At 71.0% G+C, this 22,763-nt stretch carries 19 protein-coding genes; 10 read left to right on the forward strand and 9 right to left on the reverse strand.

Going from position 1 to position 22,763, the window contains the following annotated elements; genetic code table 11:
• Positions 1 to 465: enoyl-CoA hydratase-related protein (locus RMN98_RS07535; protein WP_309648192.1), on the reverse strand; the 465-nt coding region annotated here is incomplete at its 3' end.
• A gap of 106 nt (positions 466 to 571) precedes the next feature.
• On the opposite strand from RMN98_RS07535, the gene RMN98_RS07540 reads away from it, so the two are divergent.
• Positions 572 to 1,666, forward strand: coding sequence for an acyltransferase (locus RMN98_RS07540; protein WP_309648193.1), 1,095 nt, complete (start codon positions 572 to 574; stop codon positions 1,664 to 1,666).
• A gap of 186 nt (positions 1,667 to 1,852) precedes the next feature.
• Positions 1,853 to 2,854, forward strand: coding sequence for an SGNH/GDSL hydrolase family protein (locus tag RMN98_RS07545; protein WP_309648194.1), 1,002 nt, complete (start codon positions 1,853 to 1,855; stop codon positions 2,852 to 2,854).
• 1 nt (position 2,855) lies between these two features.
• Here the strand turns inward: RMN98_RS07545 and RMN98_RS07550 are convergent, their stop codons facing one another.
• Positions 2,856 to 3,935, reverse strand: coding sequence for an acyltransferase (locus RMN98_RS07550; protein WP_309648195.1), 1,080 nt, complete (start codon positions 3,933 to 3,935; stop codon positions 2,856 to 2,858).
• A 153-nt stretch (positions 3,936 to 4,088) separates the two neighbouring features.
• On the opposite strand from RMN98_RS07550, the gene RMN98_RS07555 reads away from it, so the two are divergent.
• Both RMN98_RS07555 and RMN98_RS07560 read left to right on the forward strand, forming a co-directional pair.
• Positions 4,089 to 5,534, forward strand: coding sequence for a hypothetical protein (locus tag RMN98_RS07555; RefSeq protein ID WP_309648196.1), 1,446 nt, complete (start codon positions 4,089 to 4,091; stop codon positions 5,532 to 5,534).
• Between the two features lies 1 nt (position 5,535).
• A complete protein-coding gene (locus RMN98_RS07560) occupies positions 5,536 to 6,195 on the forward strand; it encodes a sugar transferase (RefSeq protein ID WP_309648197.1) in 660 nt (219 codons plus the stop codon).
• Here RMN98_RS07560 and RMN98_RS07565 read toward each other — a convergent pair.
• Positions 6,173 to 7,342, reverse strand: a complete 1,170-nt coding sequence (locus tag RMN98_RS07565) for a glycosyltransferase family 4 protein (protein ID WP_309648198.1) — start codon at positions 7,340 to 7,342, stop codon at positions 6,173 to 6,175. The genes RMN98_RS07560 and RMN98_RS07565 overlap by 23 nt on opposite strands.
• Positions 7,339 to 8,496: a CDP-glycerol glycerophosphotransferase family protein gene (locus RMN98_RS07570; protein ID WP_309648199.1), complete on the reverse strand. Its 1,158-nt coding sequence runs from the start codon at positions 8,494 to 8,496 to the stop codon at positions 7,339 to 7,341. The genes RMN98_RS07565 and RMN98_RS07570 overlap by 4 nt, the downstream gene beginning before the upstream one ends.
• A gap of 145 nt (positions 8,497 to 8,641) precedes the next feature.
• Between RMN98_RS07570 and RMN98_RS07575 the strand changes: the two genes are divergently transcribed.
• Positions 8,642 to 9,802 carry a hypothetical protein gene (locus tag RMN98_RS07575; RefSeq protein WP_309648200.1) on the forward strand — a complete coding sequence of 387 codons (1,161 nt, stop codon included), beginning with the start codon at positions 8,642 to 8,644 and terminating at the stop codon, positions 9,800 to 9,802.
• A complete protein-coding gene (locus tag RMN98_RS07580; RefSeq protein WP_309648201.1) occupies positions 9,792 to 10,880 on the forward strand; it encodes a glycosyltransferase in 1,089 nt (362 codons plus the stop codon). The genes RMN98_RS07575 and RMN98_RS07580 overlap by 11 nt, the downstream gene beginning before the upstream one ends.
• Positions 10,881 to 10,893: 13 nt before the next feature.
• On the opposite strand, the gene RMN98_RS07585 is transcribed toward RMN98_RS07580, so the two are convergent.
• Together RMN98_RS07585 and RMN98_RS07590 are read right to left on the reverse strand one after the other, a co-directional pair.
• Positions 10,894 to 11,775 (reverse strand): hypothetical protein, encoded by an 882-nt coding sequence (locus RMN98_RS07585; RefSeq protein WP_309648202.1) that lies wholly within the window; start codon positions 11,773 to 11,775, stop codon positions 10,894 to 10,896.
• 9 nt (positions 11,776 to 11,784) lie between these two features.
• A complete protein-coding gene (locus tag RMN98_RS07590) occupies positions 11,785 to 13,134 on the reverse strand; it encodes a polysaccharide biosynthesis tyrosine autokinase (RefSeq protein WP_309648203.1) in 1,350 nt (449 codons plus the stop codon).
• A gap of 244 nt (positions 13,135 to 13,378) precedes the next feature.
• Here RMN98_RS07590 and RMN98_RS07595 point away from each other — a divergent pair, with 244 nt between their 5' ends.
• Positions 13,379 to 14,860 carry a hypothetical protein gene (locus RMN98_RS07595; RefSeq protein ID WP_309648204.1) on the forward strand — a complete coding sequence of 494 codons (1,482 nt, stop codon included), beginning with the start codon at positions 13,379 to 13,381 and terminating at the stop codon, positions 14,858 to 14,860.
• A gap of 8 nt (positions 14,861 to 14,868) precedes the next feature.
• Here RMN98_RS07595 and RMN98_RS07600 read toward each other — a convergent pair whose 3' ends face one another.
• On the reverse strand, positions 14,869 to 15,795 hold the full coding sequence (locus tag RMN98_RS07600) for a hypothetical protein (protein ID WP_309648205.1): 927 nt from the start codon (positions 15,793 to 15,795) through the stop codon (positions 14,869 to 14,871).
• Between the two features lie 185 nt (positions 15,796 to 15,980).
• Between RMN98_RS07600 and RMN98_RS07605 the strand changes: the two genes are divergently transcribed.
• Positions 15,981 to 18,194 (forward strand): acyltransferase family protein, encoded by a 2,214-nt coding sequence (locus tag RMN98_RS07605; RefSeq protein WP_309648206.1) that lies wholly within the window; start codon positions 15,981 to 15,983, stop codon positions 18,192 to 18,194.
• Positions 18,195 to 18,200: 6 nt separating this feature from the next.
• Here RMN98_RS07605 and RMN98_RS07610 read toward each other — a convergent pair whose 3' ends face one another.
• The gene (locus RMN98_RS07610; protein ID WP_309648207.1) at positions 18,201 to 19,112 is read right to left on the reverse strand and encodes an alpha/beta hydrolase; all 912 of its coding nucleotides are present in this window, start codon (positions 19,110 to 19,112) and stop codon (positions 18,201 to 18,203) included.
• Positions 19,113 to 19,238: 126 nt separating this feature from the next.
• Here RMN98_RS07610 and RMN98_RS07615 point away from each other — a divergent pair, with 126 nt between their 5' ends.
• Together RMN98_RS07615 and RMN98_RS07620 are read left to right on the forward strand one after the other, a co-directional pair.
• Complete coding sequence (locus tag RMN98_RS07615) at positions 19,239 to 20,684, forward strand: DUF1800 domain-containing protein (RefSeq protein ID WP_309648208.1); 1,446 nt, start codon at positions 19,239 to 19,241, stop codon at positions 20,682 to 20,684.
• 17 nt (positions 20,685 to 20,701) lie between these two features.
• The gene (locus tag RMN98_RS07620; RefSeq protein WP_309648209.1) at positions 20,702 to 21,961 is read left to right on the forward strand and encodes a DUF1501 domain-containing protein; all 1,260 of its coding nucleotides are present in this window, start codon (positions 20,702 to 20,704) and stop codon (positions 21,959 to 21,961) included.
• Between the two features lie 13 nt (positions 21,962 to 21,974).
• Here the strand turns inward: RMN98_RS07620 and RMN98_RS07625 are convergent.
• Positions 21,975 to 22,763 (reverse strand): N-acetylmuramoyl-L-alanine amidase (locus tag RMN98_RS07625; RefSeq protein ID WP_309648210.1); only part of this gene is annotated, 789 nt, incomplete at its 5' end.

Here is a 22,763-nt window from a genome sequence, read left to right on the forward strand (position 1 = left end):
CGTCAACGACTCCCCGAAGACCGACGAGCACCGATAGACCAGCGACCCCGCGAGCGCATTGCCCAGCGTCCGCGCGATCGGGTAGCCGAACCGGCTCCCCGCCGTCGCCACCCGCAGGTCGCAGTGCGTCGCGACCGCCAGTCCCCCACCGACGCACACCCCCGACACCGCGGCGATCGTCACCTGCGGCAGGGCGAAGAGCATCTCGAGCAGCTCACGGATCCAGTCCTCGTAGGCCACCGCGTCCTGCGACAGGAAGTCCGAGATCTCGTTGCCCGCGGCAAACGCGCGCCCACCCTCCCCGCGCAGCACCAGGACGCGCACGGACGAGTCATCACGCAGCTCCTCGCACAGCGCCCGCATCCCGGCGTACATGTCGCGCGTGAACGCGTTGTGCCGCTGCGGCCGGTTGAAGGTGACCTGGACGACGCCGTCCCGGCGCTGGACCTGCAGCTCTTCGCTCACGACCCGGGAGCGTACGGCGTCGCGAACAGCTGTCCGGTCTAGGCCCGCACCCCGGGATTTTGCATCCGTCCGACGAATGGGGACCGGACCCCCTACTGTGCGGCGGATGCTCCCTCAGAACCGCTTTGGATACCTCGACGGTGTCCGCGGCCTCGCGATCGCCGCCGTCATCTGCGTCCACTGGGGCTACCAGTACACGCCGATCGGCGGCGGCGGGTACCTCGGGGTCGACGTCTTCTTCGTGCTCAGTGGCTTCGTCATCACCATGGTCCTGTGGCGATCACGTGAGACCGGGTCACTGCCGACACTGTGGTGGTCGTTCATCGTGCGCCGGGTGCGGCGTCTCTATCCCGCGCTGGTGGGCCTTGCCGTCCTCGGCCCAGCCCTGTGGGCCGTCACGCCCGGGACACCGCTGCCGGTGTCGACGGTCGTCGAGCGCGCGGGTCTCGTGCTCGCCCAGGTCACCTGGGTGGGCGAGCTGGACGGCGTCATGGACCCTTTCCGCCAGACGTGGAGCCTGGGCATCGAGTGGCTCTTCTACCTGGTCTGGCCGGTTGTGCTGATGAGCGCGAAGCGCCGCGGCGTCCGTCCTCTCCAGCTCGCCAAGGCATCGGCGGTCGTCGCGCTGGCCCTGTACGCCGGGTCAGCGCTGCTGCTGGACACCCGGGTCTTCTACTTCCTGCCACCGGCCCGGTTCGGCCAGATCCTTGTCGGCGCCGCGTTAGCACTGTGGTTCGTGGAGCGGCCGCCGACCGTCCGGTCCCGGCCACGTGGGCAGGCCGTGCTCGCGCTCTCGTTGGTGGCATTCATCGTCTATGTCCTGATCGGACCCGGTCCGTTCGGCAACGGACCACGCATTGTCGGGGTCCCGCTGGCCACGACCGTCGCCGTGCTGCTGATCCACCACGGGTACGCCACCACTGCGGGACCTGTGCACCGGTTCCTCGGCAGCGGGCCGGTCACCGGCCTGGGACGAATCAGCTACAGCCTCTACTTGTGGCACTGGCTGCCGCTCTTCCTCCTGGACAAGGACGAGCTCGGGCTTCCCTTGCCGGTGGTGGGTCTGATCGGGCTGACGCTAGTGGCCTTGATGACGACCCTGAGCTACCGCTTCCTGGAGCTGCCGTTCATGCGCTCGCGGAGCGATGCCCTCGCGCCGAGAACGCCCGCGATAGGCGGCGACAGGACCGCCGTGACCTGAGGTCGGCAGCAGCGTTGTAGCGGTGGCACACCACCTCGGGGAGTGCGTCACGTCCGGATCACGTCGAGGAAAGGCAACGGATCGATGGCTGGTCCCGGCCCACAGAAGCCACCGCGTTCGACGCCCAGTGACGTCAAGCGCCCCCCTCGATCCTCCCGGGAGGTCGCGCGCCTGGTCGGCTTCCTCATGCTGCTGGTGACGATCATGATCGCGCTGCTCGTGGGCACCACCATCTACCTGACCCGTTCCCTGGGCAGCGAAACGCCGCTGGCGGACGAGCCCTCCGGCCAGGTCCCCCAGGTTTCCTCGGTCGACCAGCCCCTCGACGAGGTGCCCACCGACGGGGTCGTGAACTACGTGGCCCTCGGGGACTCGTTCAGCGCCGGTCCCGGGATCCCGGCACGTCGCACCGACCCAGTGGCCTGCGACCGCTCCACCAACAACTTCCCGGCCTACCTGGCCGACTGGCTCGCCGTGGCGAGCTACACCGACGTCTCGTGCACCGGCGCGCGCACCGAGCACTTGGTCAATCCGCAGCGGCGACCCGACGGGACCGAGGTCCCCGCGCAGGAGGACGCCCTCACACCAGGCACCGACCTGGTGACGATCACCCTGGGCGGCAACGACTTCAGCCTCATCCAGCAGCTCATCGGCACCTGTTACGAGTTGGCGCCCACCTCACCCGAGGGGACGCCGTGCACGGACGCATTCAGTGATGGCTCAGACAACCTCCTGCTGGAGAACGCGGCGTCATTGGAGGACAACGTCGTTGCGGTCATCCGCAGGGTCCGCACGCGGGCCCCGCGTGCTTCCATCGTCGTCGTCGGCTATCCACACCTGTTCCCTGAGTCCGGCACCTGCTCGGAGCTGAAGTTCGCAGCTGGTGACAGCGCGTTCGCCTCGTCCGTGGTGGAGGCGGTGGCCACCAGCGTCCGCAAAGCCGCAGAGTCCGAGGGTGTGCGCTACGCGGATCTGCTCAGCATCACCGAGGGCCATGACATCTGCGCCGATGACGCCTGGTTCGCCGGGGCCACCCCCCTGCCGGGAGGTCCCGCCCCCTGGCACGCGACCCAGGAGGGGATGCGCCAGGTGGCGCGCGCGATCTTCGCCCAGCTCACCGACGCCGACGCGCCGGACGAGGACGTCGACGCCGCGCCGCCCACCGGGGCCATCGTGACCAACTCCTGAGTCAGGCGCTCCTGGTCCGCTCACTCACCGAGGCCCCTGCGGGGCCACCGCGCAACCGCCGCTCGAACGGTCGTTCCACGACGGTGTGGAGCAACGCCGCGAGGGCGAGGGAGACGGCGAGGGCGAGGAGCACGGTCACCCACTCCAGCGCGGCACCGAGCCCCAGGACCTTGACGGCCTCGTGCTGCACCTTGAGGACCGAGGCCTGGACCAGGTAGAAGGCGAAGGACCACTCGCCGAGGCGGACCGCCAGAGGTGAGGTCCAGATCGACCCTCGCCCGGACACGTCACGACCGGCGGCGGCCGCGATGACCAGGGCGAAGCCCGCCAGGGTCGCCAGGTTGACCGTGGCCCACACGGGCAGCACTCCCGACACGGCGTACAGGGCAGCGGTGAGCGCGAGTGCGGCGCCGAGACCCGGGGCGGGTCGCCAGCCGCGCCTCATCGCCAGGGCGAGGAGGATCCCGACCACGAAGTCCGCGAGCCGGGTGAGCGGGAGGACGTAGATGAACCAGCCGGCCGTGGTCGCGTCGGCGCTGGCCGGCTGGAGCACGAGCGCGGGACCGAGCGCGAGGACGGCCGCGAGGACGCCCAGCCCCACAGGCCCGCGCGACGACCGGGCGACGAGCAGGAGCAGGGGGAACACGGCGTAGAAGAACATCTCCGCCGAGATCGACCAGCCGGGGCCGTTGGCGCCGTAGTGGATCGCCTCCCAGGGCCACCACGCCTGGACGGCGAGGAACGAGGGCACCGCGTTCAGCAACGGCTCCCCGACCTGACGGGTCCCGAGCACCTGCAGCAGCAGCGCACCCACCAAGCACACCCAGTACGTCGGCGCGATGCGCGCGAAGCGGCGTCGGTAGAAGGCGACCGGGGTGTCCTCGGACCGCAGCGACCAGGTCAGCACGAAGCCGCTCAGCACAAAGAAGAAGGAGACCCCGGTGTAGCCACGTCCAGCGATCGCGAGCGCCACGTCACGGACGTCGCCGGGGGTCGAGTGCACGCTGGCGTGGAACGCGAACACCGCGAGGGCCGCCGGGAAGCGCAGACCCGTGAGGGAGTCCAGTCGGGGGGAGGGCACGCGGCACGCTATGCACGTCGAGGCGGCCGGCGCGGCAGAACCGATCACCGGCCTAGACCGCCGCGACCCGTGAGTAACGTCGGGTCGGGCGTGTCGTTTCTCAGACACTCTGCATCCACCCCCCATTCACGGATGCAGCGCGAAAGGACGCCCATGCTGCAGCCCGAGCGGTTCCTCGTCGAATCCGTGCTCGTGGATCCTAGCGAGGCCAGCGATGCCGCCCTCGTGGCTGCGACCCGTCGCGGGGACGTTGACGCCGCCCGGGTGCTGCGCGCACGCCACCAGGATGCCGTGCAGGTCCTCGCCGACATCGTGACTCCGGCCGCCCTAGTCCACGCGTGGGACACCCTCGTGGCAGACCTGCGCGCCGGCAAGGCGCTCGAGCACCCGCTCCGGCTTGCCTGGATCCTCGGCACCCTCAAGTCCGACCACACGACCAGCCACACCCCCTCTCGTGCACCGATCTGGGCCGCGTTCTCCTCCCTGCCGGTCGCCTGGCAGACCGCGCTCTGGCATCACGTCGTCGAGGGCGACGACGAGCAGAGCATCGCCCGACTGACGGGCATCGACCCCCTCGGCGCTAAGCGGGCCGTCCAGGCGGGCTGGGGCACCCTGCGACGGGTCACGGCCCGCGGCCACGCGAGCGGCGACAGCGCGGACTGCCTCCGCATCGCCGCCCACGTGCGGTCCGACGTGACCACCACGCTCGAGACGGCCTTCATCCGCAAGGTGCGCGAGCACGCTCGCTCCTGCGACGACTGCCTGCCGCTGACCCGCGACATGTTCCAGGTCGAGTTCACCCTCGCCGACGTGCTGGCCACCTGTGTGCTCGGTTCCCATGCGTCGGAGTACCTCCGGACACGTCGCCGGGGAGCCCAGCTGAGCTCCAACAGGCTGCCCCGCACCGCGCTCCACGTCGCACGCCGCACGCGCGGACCGCTGATCGGCGTCACCAGCACCGGGCTCGCCGCTGCGGCGGTCGCCGCCGCCTTCGTGGTCCAGACACCCGGGCTCGGCGGCAGCCAGGCCGACCCCCTCGGAGAGGCCCCGCGCGCCGCGATCCTGCAGTCACCGAGCTTCGTCCTGCAGGACGTCGACGGGTCCGGCGCCACCAGCATCAGACTGGCCTCGTCGACCACGGGGACCACGACGGCGCAGGCCCAGCAGGCAGCAGTCGGCCCCGACGGCCAGGGCTCGACCGCGCCTCCCGGCGACACCCCGGTCACCGACCCGGGCGACCTTCCCGAAGGCTCGACCGACGTCCCGGTCGAGGGCGGACCGGGCGAGGACGGGAGCGGCAGCAGCGAACCCGACCCCGTCGATCCGCGGGACCCTGGCGGCCCCGACGAGGGCAGTGATCCCGACGGCGGCACCGGCAACCCACCGCCGCTGCTGCCCGACACCTCGCCGGTCCAGGTCCAGGTAGACGAGGACCGGGTCGAGGTGGTCGTCAACGTGCCAGCGCCGGGAGTCGACCCCATCGAGGTCACGCTCCCGGAGCCGCCGCTGCCCGACCTCCCGCTCCCCGCTCCCGTCGGTGGTCCCCTCGAGGGCGGCCTGGGCGGTCTGGGTGGCAACGGCGGAGCAGGCGAGGGCTGAGATGTCTCTGCCAGCGCTGGTGGCGCCGGGAAGACGCCCCCTGGCGGTGCGCCGGCCCTGGATCGGCGCCTTCCTCGTTGTCCTCGAGCGGATCGCCTGCGCCCTGGCACTCCTGGCCCTGTCCCCGCTGCTCCTCGCGATCGCCTTCGCCGTGCGGGTCGACAGCTCGGGGCCCGTGCTGTTCCGCCAGCTGCGGGTGGGGCAGTACGGGCGCACCTTCCGTATCCTGAAGTTCCGCACCATGCGCGTCGGTGCCGACGCCGAGCTGCAGCAGCTGCTCGAGGACCGCGCCAGCGAGATGACCGCCTACGTCAAGATCACCGACGACCCACGCATCACCCGCCTCGGTCGCTTCCTCCGAGCGACGTCGCTGGACGAGCTGCCCCAGCTCGCCAACGTCGTCGCCGGCCACATGAGCCTGGTCGGGCCCCGACCGCAGACCCCGCACGAGTCCGAGCTCTACGGCGTCACCGACTGGCGCCGGCTGCTGGTCCGCCCAGGGATCACCGGGCTGTGGCAGGTGTCCGGCCGCTCCGACCTCTCCCCCACAGAGTCGCTCGAGCTCGACGCGACCTACGTCCGCGACTGGACCCCGATGATGGACCTGCGCCTGCTGCTGCGCACGGTCAAGGTCGTGCTCACCCGTCGCGGCGCCGTCTGACGACACTGCGAGCCGGCTGGTCCGCGACCGAGCGGAGGACGCGTTCCCACTCGGGGACGATCGTCTCGTAGGAGAAGCGCTGCACGGCGACGAGCGCGTTCGTGGCGAGGGTGGTGCCCAGGGCGGGCTCCTCGACCAGTCGGTCCAGCGCGCAGCCGAGGGCTGCCGCGTCGCCGGTGCGGTAGAGCAGGCCGGTGACCCCGTCCTCGACGATCTCCACCGGTCCGCCGCTGTCCGCGGCGACGACCGGCACGCCCGCGGCCATCGCCTCGACGACGACCTGGCCGAAGGGCTCGGGCTTGGTGCTCGTGTGGACGACGACGTCGTGGGAGCGCATCGTGGTGTGCACGTCCGCCACATGACCGTGGACGCGGACCAGGTCCTGCAGGCCGAGTCGGCCGACCAGCTCGAGCAGCTCCCGCTCGTAGGCGCGGTCCTTCTCGAAGGCGACGCCGCCGTAGAGGTGCAGGTCCGCCGCGCCGGACCCGCGAGCGGCCACCAGTGCGTGAAGCGCCTCGACGGCGAGGCACTGTCCCTTCCACTCGGCGATGCGCCCCACGCAGGCGATCGACAGACGTCGCCCGCTCCGCGGCACAGGTGCCACGTCGCGCACCTCGGTCGGGCAGTAGACGACCGTCGAGCGGTCACGAACCCACAGGGGCAACGTCGCCCGGGTCGCCTCGGAGTTGGCGATCACGTGAGTGGCCAGGCCGGAGGCGATGTTGACCAGACGCAGGTTGACCGCGTTGAAGCTGTCCCGGTCGGCGCGCACGTGGGCGTGCAGCACCGACGGCCGTCGCAGCGCCCGCGCCACGGGGACCGCCAGCACGTGAGCCTTCGCGGAGTTGGTGTAGACGACCTCGGGCCGCACGTCGCGCATCACCGTGGCGACGTCGCGCACCACCCGGGGGAAGCCCCTGACGCCACGCCGAAGCCCACCACCGTCGGCGGTCACCCCGGCCAGCTCTTCGGGCAGGGCACGGACCTTCACGTCGGCGCCGGCGTCGCGGAGCCGGTCGGCCAGCGGACCATCCTCGAGGAGCAGGACGGTCGCCTCGACCCGGGAGTGCTCCAACATCCCGGCCAGGAAGAGCTCGGCGCCGGACAGCGCCGCGCTGTGGCCCACCACGAGGACCCGGGTCGTCACAGCGCGGCGTCCTCACCCGGAGCCAGGACCGAGCGGACGTGGCTCCAGGTGGCGGCCGCCGGGTCGGCGTCCGCCACCGTGTGCAGCAGCGAGCGCACCGACGTACGGCGCGAGGCGTCGGGGTCGACCCCGTCCAGCAGGCCCTCCAGAGCCGCGAGAAGGTCGGCCCTGGTGCCGACGACCGGTCCGGGGAACCACTGCTCGTGGGGCTCGAGAGCCAGACCCCGATTGCGGCGGTAGTCCTCCAGGTCCGGGCAGAACGCGATCATCGGCCCATCGCACAGCAGGTAGTCGACCCACAGCGAGGAGTAGTCGGTGACGAATCCGTCGGCGACGGCGAGCAGCTCGTAGAAGGTGAGCCCCCACTCCTCGAGGTCGGCGTTGGTGGCGCGTCGGACCGCCGGGTCGAAGGTGGGGACGTCCTCGCTCGCTGCGGGGTGCGGACGGAACCACAGGGTGGCCCCGTAGCGGTGCAGGCAGTCGAGGAGCGCGGCGTCGTCGAGCGCGAGCTCCCGCTCGAGGCTGCCCGGGTCACCGTCGGTGCGGATGAGACCGGTCACCGAGGTGCGGTAGGTCGGCGCCCAGACCAGGTGGGGACCGGCACCGGGCACCCGGGCGGTCGCGTCAGTCGGAGCCTCGAGGAGGAGCTGGCGCGGGCTGCCGACCACGTGGATGTGCTGGGGGTGGAGCGCGAACTCCGCGCTGCGCAGGGAGCGCGACAGCTCGCTCGAGACAGGCACCCAGTCGAAGTGGCGGGGCGGCTCGTCGACGAAGGGCCCGATCAGCTTGCCGAACTCGCCGTGCCACAGGCCGACGACCTGCTTGGTGCGGCCGCGGGCGTGGGAACCGAAGAGACCGTGGGTGCACACCGCCACGGCGGCCCGCCAGTAGCGCCAGAGCCCGCGGACCGAGCGGCGTGCGACCACGTTGACGTCAACGCCCAGCGCGCGGGCACGGCGCCGGGCCGCAGGCGCGTCCTCGGCGAGGAGCGTGAGGTTGAGGTCGGCGGGAGCCGCGCGCAGCAGGGCGACCACGCTGTCGTCCAGGTCGGGCGAGGAGTGGAGCACCACCGAGGGCGTGGGGGGCACGACGCGGTCCGTCCAGCGGATGATGCGTTCGACCACGGCACGGCCGCCAGGGCGGGCACTCGTCACGTCACGACCCATGTTTCTCGTTCGGCCCCGGCAGGGGATCGCCGAACGCTACCATCGCGAGGTGCCCACAGGGACTGACGAAACTCCACCGTCCGACACATCCGGCTCACCTGGCGACACGTCCCCCGAGGCCCCCACCGGCACGGTGAAGCGCTCGGTCGGCGTGATCATGATCCAGGGCCTCAACTCCCTCACGACCGTCATCCAGATGGCGCTCTTCGCGATCGTGCTCCCCCGCAGCGACTTCGACGAGTACGCCGTGTGGGTGACCAGCGGCATGTTCCTCGTCGGCCTCGCCCAGGCCGTCGGCACCGACCGGGTGCTCATCGGCAACCGCACGTTCTCCGACGGCGCCAGCTCCGGGCGCGTCCTGGCGCTGGCGGTCACCCTCGGTCAGCTCGGCGTCGCCGCTGGGCTTGGCAACGTCGACCTCCTCCTGTGCTCGCTGGCGATGTTCGCCTACGTCACCTACGACTTCCAGCGCTACGTGCGCTGCTTCACCGAGGCCAAGCACTTCCTGCGTCGCGACCTCGTCGTCGTCGGCAGCCAGGTCCTCCTCACGACCGTCGCCTGGGCCGTGTGGGGAGACAACGGATGGCTGGTGCTGACGTGGTGGCTCGTCGCTCTGCCGTTCTGGTGGGCCTTCGGCGGGCCCGACCGCGGCCGCCTGCGCGAGGGCGTCACGGTCCTGCGTCTCGACGTCCGCGAGTGCCTGCCCCTGCTCGCCGACGCGGTCCTGGCCGGCGTGCCGCTGGTCGTCGCCCTCGCGCTGGTGCAGGCGCAGGGCGCGGAGGGCGAGGCCTCGGCCGCCCGCATGGCGTTCACGATCCTGGGGCCCATCACGGTGCTCGGCGTCTCTGCCCGGCGGTTGGTCTACCACCAGGTGGCGCAAGGTCCCTTGAGCCGCGCCTTCGCCGTCAGGTGGGTCGGCGTGGTCGCCCTGACGTTCGCCCTCTGCGCCGGCCTCCTGGCCCTGACGCGCACCCAGCTCTATCCCTGGGCGTTCCCAGGCTTCGTCGGGCTCACCTGGCTCGCCATCCTGGGCTTCGCCACCAACCACTCAGCGATGCTCGCCACCTTCCTCCCGGCCGCGAGCCTGCGCGCCGAGCGCCGGTCGTCCGCCGTCGGCCTGTCGCGGGTCGTCGCCAGCATCGCGTCGGCCGGGGCCGGCGTCCTGCTCTTCCCCTTCACCAGCCCCGCTGACGTCGCCTGGTGCGTGGCCGCGGGATCGATCGCCTACGCCGCGTCCCTCTTCGTCGCGCGCGCCGTCATCCGCACCGAGGAGCCCGCGCCCGTTGAGTCCTGACCGCACCTTCATCACCGCCGAGTGGTTGTCCGAGACCGGTGGGTCGGAGCGGGTCGTGGAGCAGTTGGCGGCTGCCCTCCCCCGCGCCAGTGTCTTCACTCCGGTCGCGTTCGCCCACGGGGCCCCGTCGATCGACCGTTCCCGCATCCACGCGGCCTTCCGGCACCCCGAGCCCCTGATGCGGCGCCGCGAGGCGGCTGCGGCCATGAACGCCGTCACGTGGCCGACCTGGGGCCGGACCCTCGACCGGAAGGCCGACCTGGTCCTGGCCAGCCACCACATGTCGAGCCACTGGACCGCCATCTACTCCGACGTGCCCCACCTGTCCTACGTCCACACCCCGGCGCGCTACGCGTGGTTCCCGGAGCTGGACGACCGGGCCTCGAGCAGCATCCCGGCGCGCGCCCTCGGCGCCCACATCCGACGCATGGACGTGCGCGCGGCGCCACGCGTCGTCGCCTACGCCGCCAACTCCCACGCCACACGGGAGCGGATCCAGCAGGTGTGGGACCGGGACGCCGTCGTGATCCACCCGCCCATCGACCTCGAGCGCTTCGCCGGTCTGGAGCCCCGTCCCGATGCGACGCCCTTCCTCCTCGGTCTGAGCCGCTTCATCACCTACAAGCGTCTGGACTTCGTCATCGAGGTCGGCGAGGCGGCCGGGCTCCCGGTGCGGATCGCCGGGGGCGGCGCTTTGGAGGGCGAGCTCCGCGAGCGCGCTGCCCGGGCCTCCGTACCGGTGGCGGTCCTGACCGGCCTCACCGACGTGGAGGTCGCCCAACTGCTGGCCGACTGCACGGCCCTGGTCTACCCGGCGGTCGAGGACTTCGGCCTCGTACCGGTCGAGGCCATGGCCGCCGGACGGCCGGTGCTGGCCCTCGACGTGGCCGGAACCCGCGAAACCGTGCAGCACGGCGTCACGGGCTTCCGGTTCCCCGAGCTCGACGCGCGCGCCTGGGGGGACCGCGTCGCGGACGCCGCAGCGCTCTCGGTGCAGGACTGTCGCAGCCGCGCTGCGTCGTTCGGCGCGCCGGCGTTCCGGCAGACGATCGTCGACTGGGTCGCGGCATCGGTCTGACCGCCGCTCCAGGTCAGTCCTGGACTGTCACGCCCCAGCGCAGTCGCGGCTGGTGGTAGCCCTCGGGCCAGGCAAGGACCGGCGCCTCGTGCGTGGTGAGCAGGTGCAGCAGCAGGTCGTGCGGAGCGGCGAAGTCGTGAGGCTCGAGTGGCTCGGACAGCTCCACCGACAGGATCCCCTCCGGGGAGCACCGCGAGAACAGCATCAGCACCAGCGCGTTCGTGTCGATCGCCATGCGCGCCGCACCAGACGACCCGAGCCTCTCGGCCCCGAGGAACGTCAACTGCGAACGACCGGGAACGTCGGTCGCGACCGCGAGCACCTCACCCCGCTCCAGCACGGCCTTGCTCCCGGCCATGCCCGACGAGGCCGGCACCGTCCAGTTGCCGTTGCGGCGACCGACCCGGATGTGCTGGCGCAGGAACGTCGGCGCGTCAGGGGCGAGCATGTCGTCGGAGACCAACATCCCCACGGGCTCTCCAGCCCAGGCCAGGGAGGCCATGGCGCCCTCGTAGTGGCCGTGGTGGAGGAACGAGAGCACGACCCCGCGGCCGGTGGATCTTGCGCGCGTCAGAGCCTCCAGGTTGCTCACGCTCTGGCGGGCGATCAGTCGCGGGTGGTATCGGAGCTCGGAGCGGAGCACGTCCCGCTCGAGGTAGGCATCGGTGGCACGATCGATGTCCTCAGGCTTCACCGCCCCGAGGAGGAACTCCATCTCGGCGCGTGCTTTGGCGACGGCCGGGTCACTGGCGCGCTTGCGCTTGACCCGGGCTCTGGTGATCGCCGGGACCAACCGGTCGGGCACCGCCGAACGGGCGAGCATCGCCACGCTCGCTTTCGGGGGCCTCTTCGAGACGCGCTGTTGGTCCCTGGTGGAGCCTGCGTGGTCAGCCATGCCGCAGTCCTATCGTGCCTTGGCGCCGGGCGCCCGGTAGTCGTACTGGTAATAGGCGCCCGAGCTGAGGGCTACCTGGTTGAGCACCGCGCCCACGATGTTGGCGTCGACGGCCCGGAGGCCGAAGAGCGCCCGCCGGAGCTCGTTGCGCTTGGTGCGCTTGGCGCGACAGACCAGAATGACCGCGTCCGCCACCACTGCCGTGACCGCGGCGTCGGTCACGGCGATCAGCGGGGGCGTGTCGATCACGACGCTGTCGTAGGTGCTACGCAGGTCCTGGATCATCGCCCGGAAGGCCTGCGAGCCCAGGAGCTCGCTCGGGTTGGGCGGGACCGGACCGCTGGTGATCACGTCGAACTCGTCGCAGGACTGCGTGACCTCGGAGATCGCCGCCTTGCCTGCCACGACGGTGGTGACGCCGACGTCCGGGACGAGGCCGAGCAGCTTGCCGATGCTCGGGCGGCGCAGGTCCGCCTCGACGAGGACCGTGCGCTTACCGCTCTGGGCGAGCGAGGCCGCGAGGTTGGCGGCCGTCAGCGACTTGCCGTCGCCGGGAAGCGCGCTGCCGACCAGGATCACCTTGGGCGGGTTGTCGGGATCGACGTAGCTGAGGTTGGTCCGCAGCTTGCGGTAGGACTCCGCCCAGACCGCGTTGGCCGGCGAGTGCCCCAGGATCGGGTCAGAGCCGACCTCGCTGTTGGTCGGCACGCTGGCCAGCGTCGGGAGCCCGATGGTTTCCTGGATGTCTCCCTCGTCCTTGATGGACGTGTCGAGCGCCTCACGCAGGGCCGCCGCAGCTAGGCCCAGGACTAGACCACCCAGTAGGCCCACAATCAGGTTGAGCAGGGGAATCGGGGTCCGAGGACTGTCGGGCGCGATCGCCTCACGCGTCACACTCACCCGCACAGGAGAGGCACGGTCCTCGCGGGTCTTGTCGAGCTCCTCCACTATCGCCGCGAGGTTCGTCGACACCGAGTTGGCGATGTCGGCCGCCAGCACCGGGGACGCGTTGTCGACGAAGACCTGGATCAGCACCGTGTTGGGGGGGACCTCCGCCGACACGTCCTCGGCGAGCTCGGCAGCCGTGAGCTCCAGACCCAGCTCGGCGATCGTCGGCTCCAGCACCAATGGGCTGTCGACCAGATCGGGATAGGACTTCACCCGCTGGGAGGAGAAGTTCGCTGCCGAGTTGAGCTCGATCGCACTGTCAGCCGAGTCGAGGGCGACGAAGAGCTGGGTGCTCGCCCGATAGCTGGGCGTCACCTGTTGCGTGACGCCGGCGGCGGCCAAGAGACCGACGACGACGAGACCGATCACGATGCGCCAACGGCGGGCGAGCATGGCCAAGAGGTCGAGCATCAGCACCCTTCGGGAGGTGAGTCGGCGCCGACGAGCGTGCACTGGTCAAGGAGCCGGATGAGACGATGTGAACGAAGTATTCCGCACGGTGGTCGACTTCGGAGCCGTGTTCAGGAAGACGGCCGCAGGGCGTAACCACCCACCGCCTGCACAGTTGAAGACATCCGCACGCGCACCTTGATACGCCACGTGGGAGCCGGTCCCTCGCGGTAGGGTGCCGGCACATGAGTGGCAGGCGGTCGTGGTGAACAAGGACGCACGGGCGCCGTCGGCTCGTCGCACCACGATGCCTCACCAGTCCTTCGTCAACCACGAAGCGGCTGGTTCCGCCGCGGTCGTCGGCTTCGCGGCTTTGTCCCTTGCAACTCTGGGGACGGTCCCGCTCATCCCCTGGCTCGTCAACATGCAGGGCTCCCATGCGCTTCTTGCCACTACACATGTCTTCGTGTGCGCGCTCGGCGCTGCCTATGCAATCCGAGGTCGGTTGCGTCCCTGCCTGCTGGTTGCCAGCGTGTTCCCTTACTGCTGGCTGGTCTTGCCCTCGATCTTTCAGATCTCGCACGTGGAGGCAGCTTGGGGCGACCCGGGTGTGACCCTCGACTACTCGGCGACCATACGGGCTCAAGGGGTCCTGCTGCTGGGTCAGGTATCACTGCTCGTCGGCTACCTCGCAGCCGCGACTCGGCGACGACCTCCAGGCGAGAGGTGGGAGGTCGACAGCGCGGGGCGGTCCCGACTCTTGACGATGTCTGTCGTCCTGCTTTTGGGGGCGATCGCGCTCGTGCCCCTGGTGATCGGGGCAGCTGGCGGGGTCGGCGCGCTGTTCACCTCGCGCCAGGGCTTCAACCAGGCGCTCGCATCCGGGGGCCTGTCCGACGGCTCATCGAGCGCAGCGGCCCTGGTCAAGATCGTTCCGAGCTCGTTGGCGACGAGTGCCGCCGTCCTGGCACTCTGGCTGGTCCGAAATCGGGCGCCCCAGGATGAGCGCCCCTACCGCGCCAAGGTCGTTGCCGCAGTGGCGGCAGCGCTGCTGCTCGTCGTGGCCAACCCTTTCGCCTTCACCCGATATCTGGTCCTCGCCTGCTTCGGTGCCGTGGCGATGTCCTACTTCACTCCTCGCAAGCAGCTGGCGGCCGTGGCGGCCCTGGGCGCGAGCCTCGTGGCATTCCTGCTGGCCTACCCTGCAGCCAACTTCTTCCGCACGGGGACGACCAGCTCGACATCGGGCTACCTGCTGGCTACTCCCGACTTCGACGGCTTCCAGCAGACGATCAACACAGTCAACTACGTCGACGTCGAGGGAATCTCTTGGGCCAGCCACATCGTGTCTGGCCTCTTCTTCTTCGTCCCACGTGAGCTCTGGAGCGCCAAAGCTGTTCCGTCGGCGTTCCCGGTGGCCCAGGAGCGGGGCTACAACTTCCTCAACCTCTCCATGCCGCTCCCGTCGGAGGCCTACCTGGACCTCGGGTGGATCGGCGTCGTGCTGATTCTTGGCCTGCTCGGCGGCGCCTGGGCCACGCTCGACCGAGGCTGGCTGGACCAGACCCGACTCGCCGTCCTCGCGGCGTACGTCGCCGTGGCACAGGTCGGACTGTGGCGTGGCCCCTTCGGTTCCCTGGTCCCGATCTTCGGCTTTACCATCGGGTTGCTTCTCGTCGCAACGGTGCTTTCCGGGGAGGGTCTCGGCCAGCGCTCCAGACGGCGACGAGCATCGCTCACCCCGTAGCGCAGGGGTCAGCCCAGGGACCCGATGCGGCGTTCGACCCGCTCACGCACGTCCCTCGTGACAGCGGCGACATCAGCCTGTTCTGGCAACGTCAGGGTGCGATTCCAATAGCTGTTGGCCTCGTTGACGTTGCGGTGACGGTCGTGGGCTCGCGCCGACGACGGCTCGGCCGTGCCCTCGTCGCGGTAGAGGCGAACGATCTCCTCGCGGGTCGCCTCCTCGAAGCGCAGGCCGACGGTCGCGAACATCTGCTCGTAGGTCTCGAGCGGCGAACCGATCAGGGCCCGCGAGTTGGCCCAAAATACGTCACGGTCAAGGGCGGTCCCTGCAGGCAACGTCAGGTCGAGGTAGCCGTAGATGAGGCGCCACAGCAGGGCACCGTTCATGGCCGAGCTCTCGGTGGAGCGCTCCCACGGGACCGACGCGTCGAGGTAAGCGGCTCCCGGTGTCAGCTCGGCCAGGTGCCGGCGTACGCGGTCAAGGTCGAAGCCCCAGCCCAGCCGCTTGAAGCTCGCGGCCGCTGCCTCGGGAGAACGCACCGTGATCACGGCCGGGAGACCCAACCGCTCGCGCAGCAACGGGACGAGGAAAGAGGCGAAGGGGTCCTTCCACACGACCGTGCGCAAGGTCGGGTCGAGCCGGCAACGGACCCCGGACACCCGGCTCCGGCTGCCCGTGACCGTCTTGACCGCCCGACGCCAGGCCGGGTCGCTGCGCCAGATGCCGCTGCGCAGGCGCAGGTCCAGCCCGAAGACCTGGTTGAGCTGTCGGGTGAGGGTCGTGTCCGGCCCGCTCGGACCGGCGAAGAGGAAGTAGTCGTCGACCGAGTGCAGCCCCGACAGCGGGTTGAGCGGCTCGTAGAAGTACGCCGCCCGTGGCGCGCTGGCGAGCACCGACCCGACACCCGTCGTCCCCGACCTCGGCATACCGGTCACGAGGACGAAATCCCTATGCCTACGGGGGTATCTGAGTTCCGCGGCGGTCATCCGCCGGCTCGCCCTGGCTGCATGACAGCGGAGGTTACCGCAGGTCAGGCACCCGATCCGGTCGCGTTCCGGAGGAGCTGTCCGGATGCTGCGTTGTCGGGACGGCACCCTCCCCGCGCCCCTACGATCGGGCCGTGATCGGCCTCATGTCCCGGAGATCCGCGCCGCGACACCAGGGCGCCCCCAGCAGCCCCGACGTCGCCCGTGAAGCGGGCTGGAAGCGGGACGACATCCAGGGACTGCGCGCGCTCGCGGTCCTCCTGGTGATCGGCGACCACGTCTTCGGACAGCCGGTGGGTGGGTTCATCGGCGTGGACGTCTTCTTCGTGCTCTCCGGCTTCCTCATCACCGGGCTGCTGGTGCGCGAGCACCAGAGGCATGGCCGGATCAGTTACCTGGACTTCTACCGGCGCCGGGTGAGGCGCATCGTCCCGGTCGCCACCCTGGTGCTGGTCGTGACGATCGCTGCGGCCTACGTGATCTTCAACGAGGCCAGGGGTGAAGGCGTCGCGCGCGACAGCGCCTGGGCCTTCGCGTTCCTCGCCAACTGGCACTTCGCGGACATCGGCACCGACTACTTCCTCGGCGGCGGGCCGGTCTCCCCGGTCCAGCACTACTGGTCCCTCTCCGTGGAGGAGCAGTTCTACGTCGTCTGGCCGACCGCCGTGGCCGCCGTGTTGTGGCTAGGCAGGCGGCGTACGACGCGCACTTCGGCTCTCGCGATCGTCACCGTCCTCGCGCTGGCCGCGTCATTCGGATACTCGCTGTGGCACTCGATGTCCGACCCGACCGCTGCCTACTTCTCCACCGTCGACCGCGCGTGGGAGCTCCTGGTCGGCGCCCTGCTGGCCGTGACCGTCCCACTGCTGCGCCGCATCCCCGACGTGGCCCGTCCGCTGCTCGCGTGGTCGGGCCTGGGCCTGATCGTGCTGGCGGTCCTCGTCGTGTCCGAGGACCGTCCCTTCCCCGCGCCCTGGGCCGCCCTGCCCGTGTTCGGCACGGCCCTGGTCGTGGCGGCCGGCGCCGGCGGCACCCAGCGCCTGCTGGCCCCCCTGGTCAACCCGGTCATGCGCTACATCGGCGACATCTCCTACTCGCTCTACCTGTGGCACTTCCCCGTCGTGGTGCTCGGGCTCGCCTACGCCCCCGACGGCGGGATCGCCTACCAGGCAAGCGTCCTGGCGATCACGGGCGTCCTCTCGGTGATCTCCTACCACCTGGTCGAGGACCCGATCCGCCGCTCCAGCTGGCTTGAGCCCCGCTGGCGCCGGAGCCTCTCGTCCGGCCCCACCAACCACTCACGCCGCCTGGCCAACGGCTGGCTGGCCGTCGGACTCCTCGTCGCCCTCCCGATGACCTTCCTGGCACTCAACCCCTCGCCGCCGGCGGCCGGGGAGCGCATCCTCGCCGAGGCCCCGAGCGGCACCGGGCAGGGCGCGCCGGACGGTGGCACCCCTGAGGGCAGCGCCGTGAGCCAGACCGGGAGCGAGAGCAACCTCGCCTACCTGCAGGAGCGCCTCGCCCAGTCGCTGCGACTGGAGGACTTCCCGGCCCTCGCCCCGGCCATCGACGACCTCGGTATCGAGAGCTGGTACGAGGAGATGAAGGCGACCGGCTGCCTCAGCGTGCCCCCGGGCGGGCTCGATCAGTGCGTGTTCGGCAACCCGGCCGCGGAGCCGCTCGCCGTCGTGGTCGGGGACTCCTTCGCCATCTCTTACATGCCGGCTATCCGAGCCGCACTCGGCGAGACCTTCCGCATCCAGCAGCTCACCCTGCAGGAGTGCCCCGTCTGGGACGCTCCCACGACCCACCTCAGCGGTGCGCCCTACCCCGAATGCCCCGCCTACCGCAGCTGGTCCTGGGACGAGGTCGACCGGCTCGACCCCGACCTGGTCATCATGGCGACCTCGCACCGCGACGTCGGCGCGCTGGTGTCACGGGCCACGGGGCAGGAGGCCGTCACGGAGGTCGAGAAGGGACTGACCGCCTCGCTGCGCCGGCTCTCCGGGCCGGACCGCCTGCTCGTCATGCTGGCACCGCCGCCGGGCGCCCGGGACCTCCAGACCTGCGTGACCTCCGTCGGCTCCCCCGACGACTGCGAGACGGAGATCGACACGGGGTGGTACGACGCCACGGACCTGGAGAAGGTCGTAGCAGACGAGCAGGGCGTTGCCTACGTGGACACGAAGGAATGGTTCTGCGTGGAGCAGTACTGTCCCGCGTTCGTGGGTACCACGCCGGCGTACGCCGACGGGAGCCACCTCACCCTGGAGTTCTCGCGCCAGCTCGGCCCCGTCATGTACGACGCCCTCGCGGCCGCGGCGGCCGCGCGCCCCTCCGGCGGCTGACGGCACTCAGCCGTGCAGCAGCGCCTTCGTCCGCGCGGTGAGGTCGACGAGCGCCGCCTCCACCGCGGGACTGACCGCGGCCATGTCGAGGAAGCCGTGGACGAGACCGTCGTAACGGGTCCGGTCGACCGGGACGCCAGCCGCGGTCAGCGCGTCGGCGTAGGCCTCGCCCTCGTCGCGCAGGGGGTCGAACTCGGCGGTCACGAGCAGCGCCGGCGCAAGTCCCACGAGGTCGCCCAGCAGGGGTGAGACCGCGGGGGTGTCGACCTCCTCGAGCGTCGGCCCGTAGTGGGCGAAGAACCACTCCATCGTCGAGGTCTCCAGCAGGTAGCCGGCGCCGTTCTGCGAGCGCGAGGGGTAGTCGCCCAGCACGTGCGTCGCGGGGTAGATCAGGACCTGCGCCCCCACGACGTCGCGGTGCTGCTGCGCGACTACGGCCGCCAGGTTGCCGCCGGCGCTGTCGCCGCCGACGGCCAGCAGGTCGGTCCCGCCGAGCTCGTGGAGGTGTTCGGCGGTCCACAGGACGGCGGCCGAGGCGTCCTCGACCGCTGCCGGGTAGGGCGCCTCGGGCGCGAGCCGGTAGTCGACGGAGACCACCACCGTCGACGCCCCCGAGCACAGCCGGCGACAGATCTGGTCGTGCGTGTCAAGGTCGCCGATGACGAAACCACCGCCGTGCAGGTAGACGAGCGTGGGCCACGGGCCCTCGCCCTCGGGCCGGTAGACGCGCGCGGCCATCCCGGCCGCCTCGAGGTCCTCGACGCTCCCGACCGGGATCACGTCTGCGGGCTGGACGAGGTCGACCGACATCGCGCGCAGCGCCTTGCGGGCTGCCTCCGGCGTCCCCCCATGCATGGGGGGGTATCCAGCGCCGGCGATGAAGTCGAGGAGGGACTTGGTCCCGGGATCCAGAGGCATGCGGCCGAGGATAGCGAGGCCCCCGATCTGGCTCCTGAAATGCTCAAGACCTCCGCAAGTACGACCGATCCGGGGGCCAGCGCTGGGACCGTCGAGACGCTCCCTTCGACACTCACCGAGGTCACCATGCCCGTTCCCACCCCCGTGCTCCCCACCGCCGACCGCCACGTCGTCGGCCGCTTCTCCGGCGGCCCGACGCCGCAGCTGACCGCCGAGGTGCTGCGAGCCGGCGGCGCCCTCGCCTGGTTCGACCGTCAGGTCGACGCGGGCGCGCCCTCCGCGGGCGCCGACGCCTTCGCCGACTGGTGGCCCGACCTCCACCTGGCTCCGTCAGCCGTGTGGCAGCGCCACATCACCGACGTCAGGGGCGGTCATCGGGTGACCGAGGACTACCGCAAGCAGCTCATGCTGCGCCGCATCCTCTCGCCCCTGCAGGTGCTCGAGGTCATGACCGACTTCTGGGAGAACCACCTGCACGTCACCACGGCCCAAGTCGGCACGATGTTTCCCTGGCGGGCCGACTACGGCCGGGTGATCCGCAAGCACGCGCTCGGGCGCTTCGACGTCATGCTGGCCGAGGCGATCACGCATCCCGCCATGCTGACCTACCTCAACGGCTCCGGCTCGACCGCGAGCCACCCCAACGAGAACCTCGGGCGCGAGCTGCTCGAGCTGCACACGGTGGGCGTCGGCAGCTTCACCGAGGATGACGTGAAGGGTGCGGCCCGCATCCTCACGGGTTGGCGGGTGCAGCTCGAGCCACGCTGGTCGAGCGTCTTCGTCGCCCGCGACCACTGGCTCGGCCAGGTCCTGGTCAAGGACTTCCTCGACCTCAACGTGCTCTCGAGCGCCTCCACCCTCACCGCACGCTTCCTGCGTCACCTGGCGCATCACCCGGACACGGCGACCCACCTCGCGCACAAGCTCGCGGTGAAGTTCGTCCGCGACGACCCGTCGCCCGCGCTGGTCGCGCGTCTCGCGAAGGTCTACCTCGACGAGGACACCCGGATCGCGCCGGTCCTCAAGGCACTCGTGCGTGACCCGGAGTTCCGCCAGGCCACGGGTGCCAAGCTCCGCGATCCCGTCGAGGACGTCGTCGCAACCCACCGAGTCCTGCGCACCGTCTTCGCCCCTCCGTCAGACCCGGACGACGCGTCGGCAGCGAACTCGATCATCGAGGCCGGTGAGCTGCTCGGCCAGAGCCCCCATCTCTGGACCCGACCCGACGGCGCCCCGCAGGACAACGCTGCCTGGGCCTCGGCATCCCGGGCGATGGGCTCCTTCCAGGTGCACTGGAGCATGGCCACCGCGTCCTGGCCCACCCAGGGCATCACCTACCGCCCGATCCGCTCCTGGGTCCCCCGCTACCCCATCGTCTTCTCGGAGCTCGTCGACCACCTGGCGCGCAACCTGCTGGGGCGCCCGTCCGACGCCTCGCTCCTCGACGCCTGCGTCGTCGTGACCGGCGTACGCCCCTCCGCGAGCATCACCAGGACGCACACCGTGGTGACCCGCGGTCTCCCCTCCCTCCTGACCACGGTGCTCGACAGCCCCGGCCACTACTACCGATGACGACAAGGACCACGGCCATGACCGACTCCTCGTGCTCCTGCCCCGACCTCACGGCGACCGCCCTGTCCCGCCGCGCGATGCTCCGCTCGACCTTCGCGGCCGGGTGCGTCACGACCATGGGGTCGGCGGTCGTCTCCGTCGCCGCCTCCGGCGCTGCGGCCGCCGCCGACCCAGCCTCCTCCGTGATCGTCGTGCTGTCGCTGCGGGGGGCGGCCGACGGCCTCTCGCTCGTCGTGCCCCACGCCGACCCGACCTACTACGCCGCCCGGCCCACCATCGCGGTCCCGAGCTCGGCCCTCCTCGCCAAGGACGGTTTCTTCGGACTTCACCCGGCACTCGCAGCGCTCCTGCCGATGTGGCAGCAGGGCAAGGTCGCGGCGGTCCACGCCACCGGCCTCGCGGTCGCCAACCGCTCGCACTTCGCGGCCATGGAGGAGCTAGAGGACGCCGCTCCGGGCTCTGCGACACGCAGCGGCTGGCTCAACCGGCTGCTCTCCCTCGACAGCGACACCCCCTCGGCCCAGGGCCTGAGCGTCGGCACCACCGTGCTACCCGAGTCCTTGGTCGGGCCGGCGGAGAGCATGGCGGTGCGCAAGCTGTCCCGCCTGCGGATTCCCGGCAGCGACCCGAGCATCGACCCGGCCGCCGCGCGGCTTCGCTCGCTGCGCGCCCTGTGGGGCGGCTCCGACCAGGAGTTCGGCGGCGCGGTCCGCTCCGCCATCGCCAGCAGCGAGCGACTGCTCCCGGCGCTCTCCCAGGCCGACCGCACGGCGTCCTACCCGGCGACCGACCTCGGACGCGCCCTGTCTGCGGTCTCCCGCATCGTGCGCGCCGACCGCGGCGTCAGCGTGGTCACCGTCGACCAGGGCGACTGGGACATGCACACCAACCTCGGCACCGTCTCGCGCGGCCCGATGGCCAACAACTCCGCGTCGCTGGCCGGCTCGATCGCGGCGTTCTTCGCCGACCTCGGCCCGATGGCCGACCGGGTCACCCTGGTCACGATCACCGAGTTCGGCCGCAGGATCCAGGAGAACGCCAACCGCGGCCTCGACCACGGCTGGGGCAACGTGATGTTCCTGGTGGGCGCCGGCGTCAAGGGTGGCTATCACGGCAGCTTCCCCACCCTCTCCGCCGACGTCGACAGCGACCTGACCGTCACCACCGACTACCGCAGCGTCCTCGCCGAGGTCGTGACCTCGCGCACGTCGGCCTCGGTCGCCCAGGTCTTCCCCGGCTTCCAGCCCGAGGTCGTCGGCGCCATGGGCCCCGTCTAGCCCGGCGGCCGCTTCAGCGACGCAGGGACCGGCGGATCCCGTCTTCGAGCGCCGCCGCATAGGCCCGCTGCCCGGCGTCACTCGTCATCCGACGCGTGTCCCTGCGATCGCGCATGTTGCCCAGCTCGACCATCACGGTCGGCACGTCGGAGAGGTTGAGCGTGGCAAGATCGGAGCGGAGGTCGAGACCGTCGCCGCCCGCGACGTAGTTCGCGACCTGGAACCCGTGGGCGACCAGTGCCCGGCGTACGTCGACAGCCAGCGAGCGCGAGGGGCGGAAGATGTCGTGGGTCCAGCGACGCCGGTCCGTCGGCGCGATCACGTGGAAGCCCCGAGCCCCACGGGCATAGGACCCGTCGCCGTGGATGCTGATCTTCAGGTCGGCCCCGATCCGGTTGCCGGCCCTCCCTCGCTCGTCCACGCACGGCCCCCACCGGTCCTGCCGGTTGCTGTGCCGCGTCATCACGACCTTCGCCCCCAACTCCACCAGCCGCGCCCGCAGCCTGCCGGCCACCCGCCAAGCGAACGTCGCCTCCGGAAAGCCAGCGTGAGTCGCGGTCCCGGTCGTGTTGCACGGCTTCATGAACCCACCCGCCGGCACCTGCCGGTTGATCTTCCGCGGGAAGTGGTGGTTGCCCAACTGGTGCCCCGGGTCGATCACCACCACTCGTCCGGCGAGCGGCTTCGCCGCATCCTCCGCCGGTCGAGCAGCCACCCCGTCCCCCGCCGGTCGAGCAGCGACGAGCGCCAGCGAGGAGCGCCCGTCGAGACCCAAGGAGAGGCCAGCGGCCAGCACCACCGC

The sequence above is a fragment of the Nocardioides sp. genome (assembly GCF_031397825.1).
Taxonomy (GTDB): Bacteria; Actinomycetota; Actinomycetes; order Propionibacteriales; family Nocardioidaceae; genus Nocardioides.

What these genes read in the sequence shown, in the direction of transcription:
- RMN98_RS07540 (WP_309648193.1), top strand. Translation starts at nt 572, where the DNA reads ATGCTCCCTCAGAACCGCTTTGGATACCTCGACGGTGTCCGCGGCCTC.
- RMN98_RS07545 (WP_309648194.1), top strand. Translation starts at nt 1,853, where the DNA reads ATGCTGCTGGTGACGATCATGATCGCGCTGCTCGTGGGCACCACCATC.
- RMN98_RS07555 (WP_309648196.1), top strand. Translation starts at nt 4,089, where the DNA reads ATGCTGCAGCCCGAGCGGTTCCTCGTCGAATCCGTGCTCGTGGATCCT.
- RMN98_RS07560 (WP_309648197.1), top strand. Translation starts at nt 5,536, where the DNA reads ATGTCTCTGCCAGCGCTGGTGGCGCCGGGAAGACGCCCCCTGGCGGTG.
- RMN98_RS07585 (WP_309648202.1), bottom strand. Translation starts at nt 11,775, where the DNA reads ATGGCTGACCACGCAGGCTCCACCAGGGACCAACAGCGCGTCTCGAAG.
- RMN98_RS07590 (WP_309648203.1), bottom strand. Translation starts at nt 13,134, where the DNA reads ATGCTCGACCTCTTGGCCATGCTCGCCCGCCGTTGGCGCATCGTGATC.
- RMN98_RS07610 (WP_309648207.1), bottom strand. Translation starts at nt 19,112, where the DNA reads ATGCCTCTGGATCCCGGGACCAAGTCCCTCCTCGACTTCATCGCCGGC.
- RMN98_RS07615 (WP_309648208.1), top strand. Translation starts at nt 19,239, where the DNA reads ATGCCCGTTCCCACCCCCGTGCTCCCCACCGCCGACCGCCACGTCGTC.
- RMN98_RS07620 (WP_309648209.1), top strand. Translation starts at nt 20,702, where the DNA reads ATGACCGACTCCTCGTGCTCCTGCCCCGACCTCACGGCGACCGCCCTG.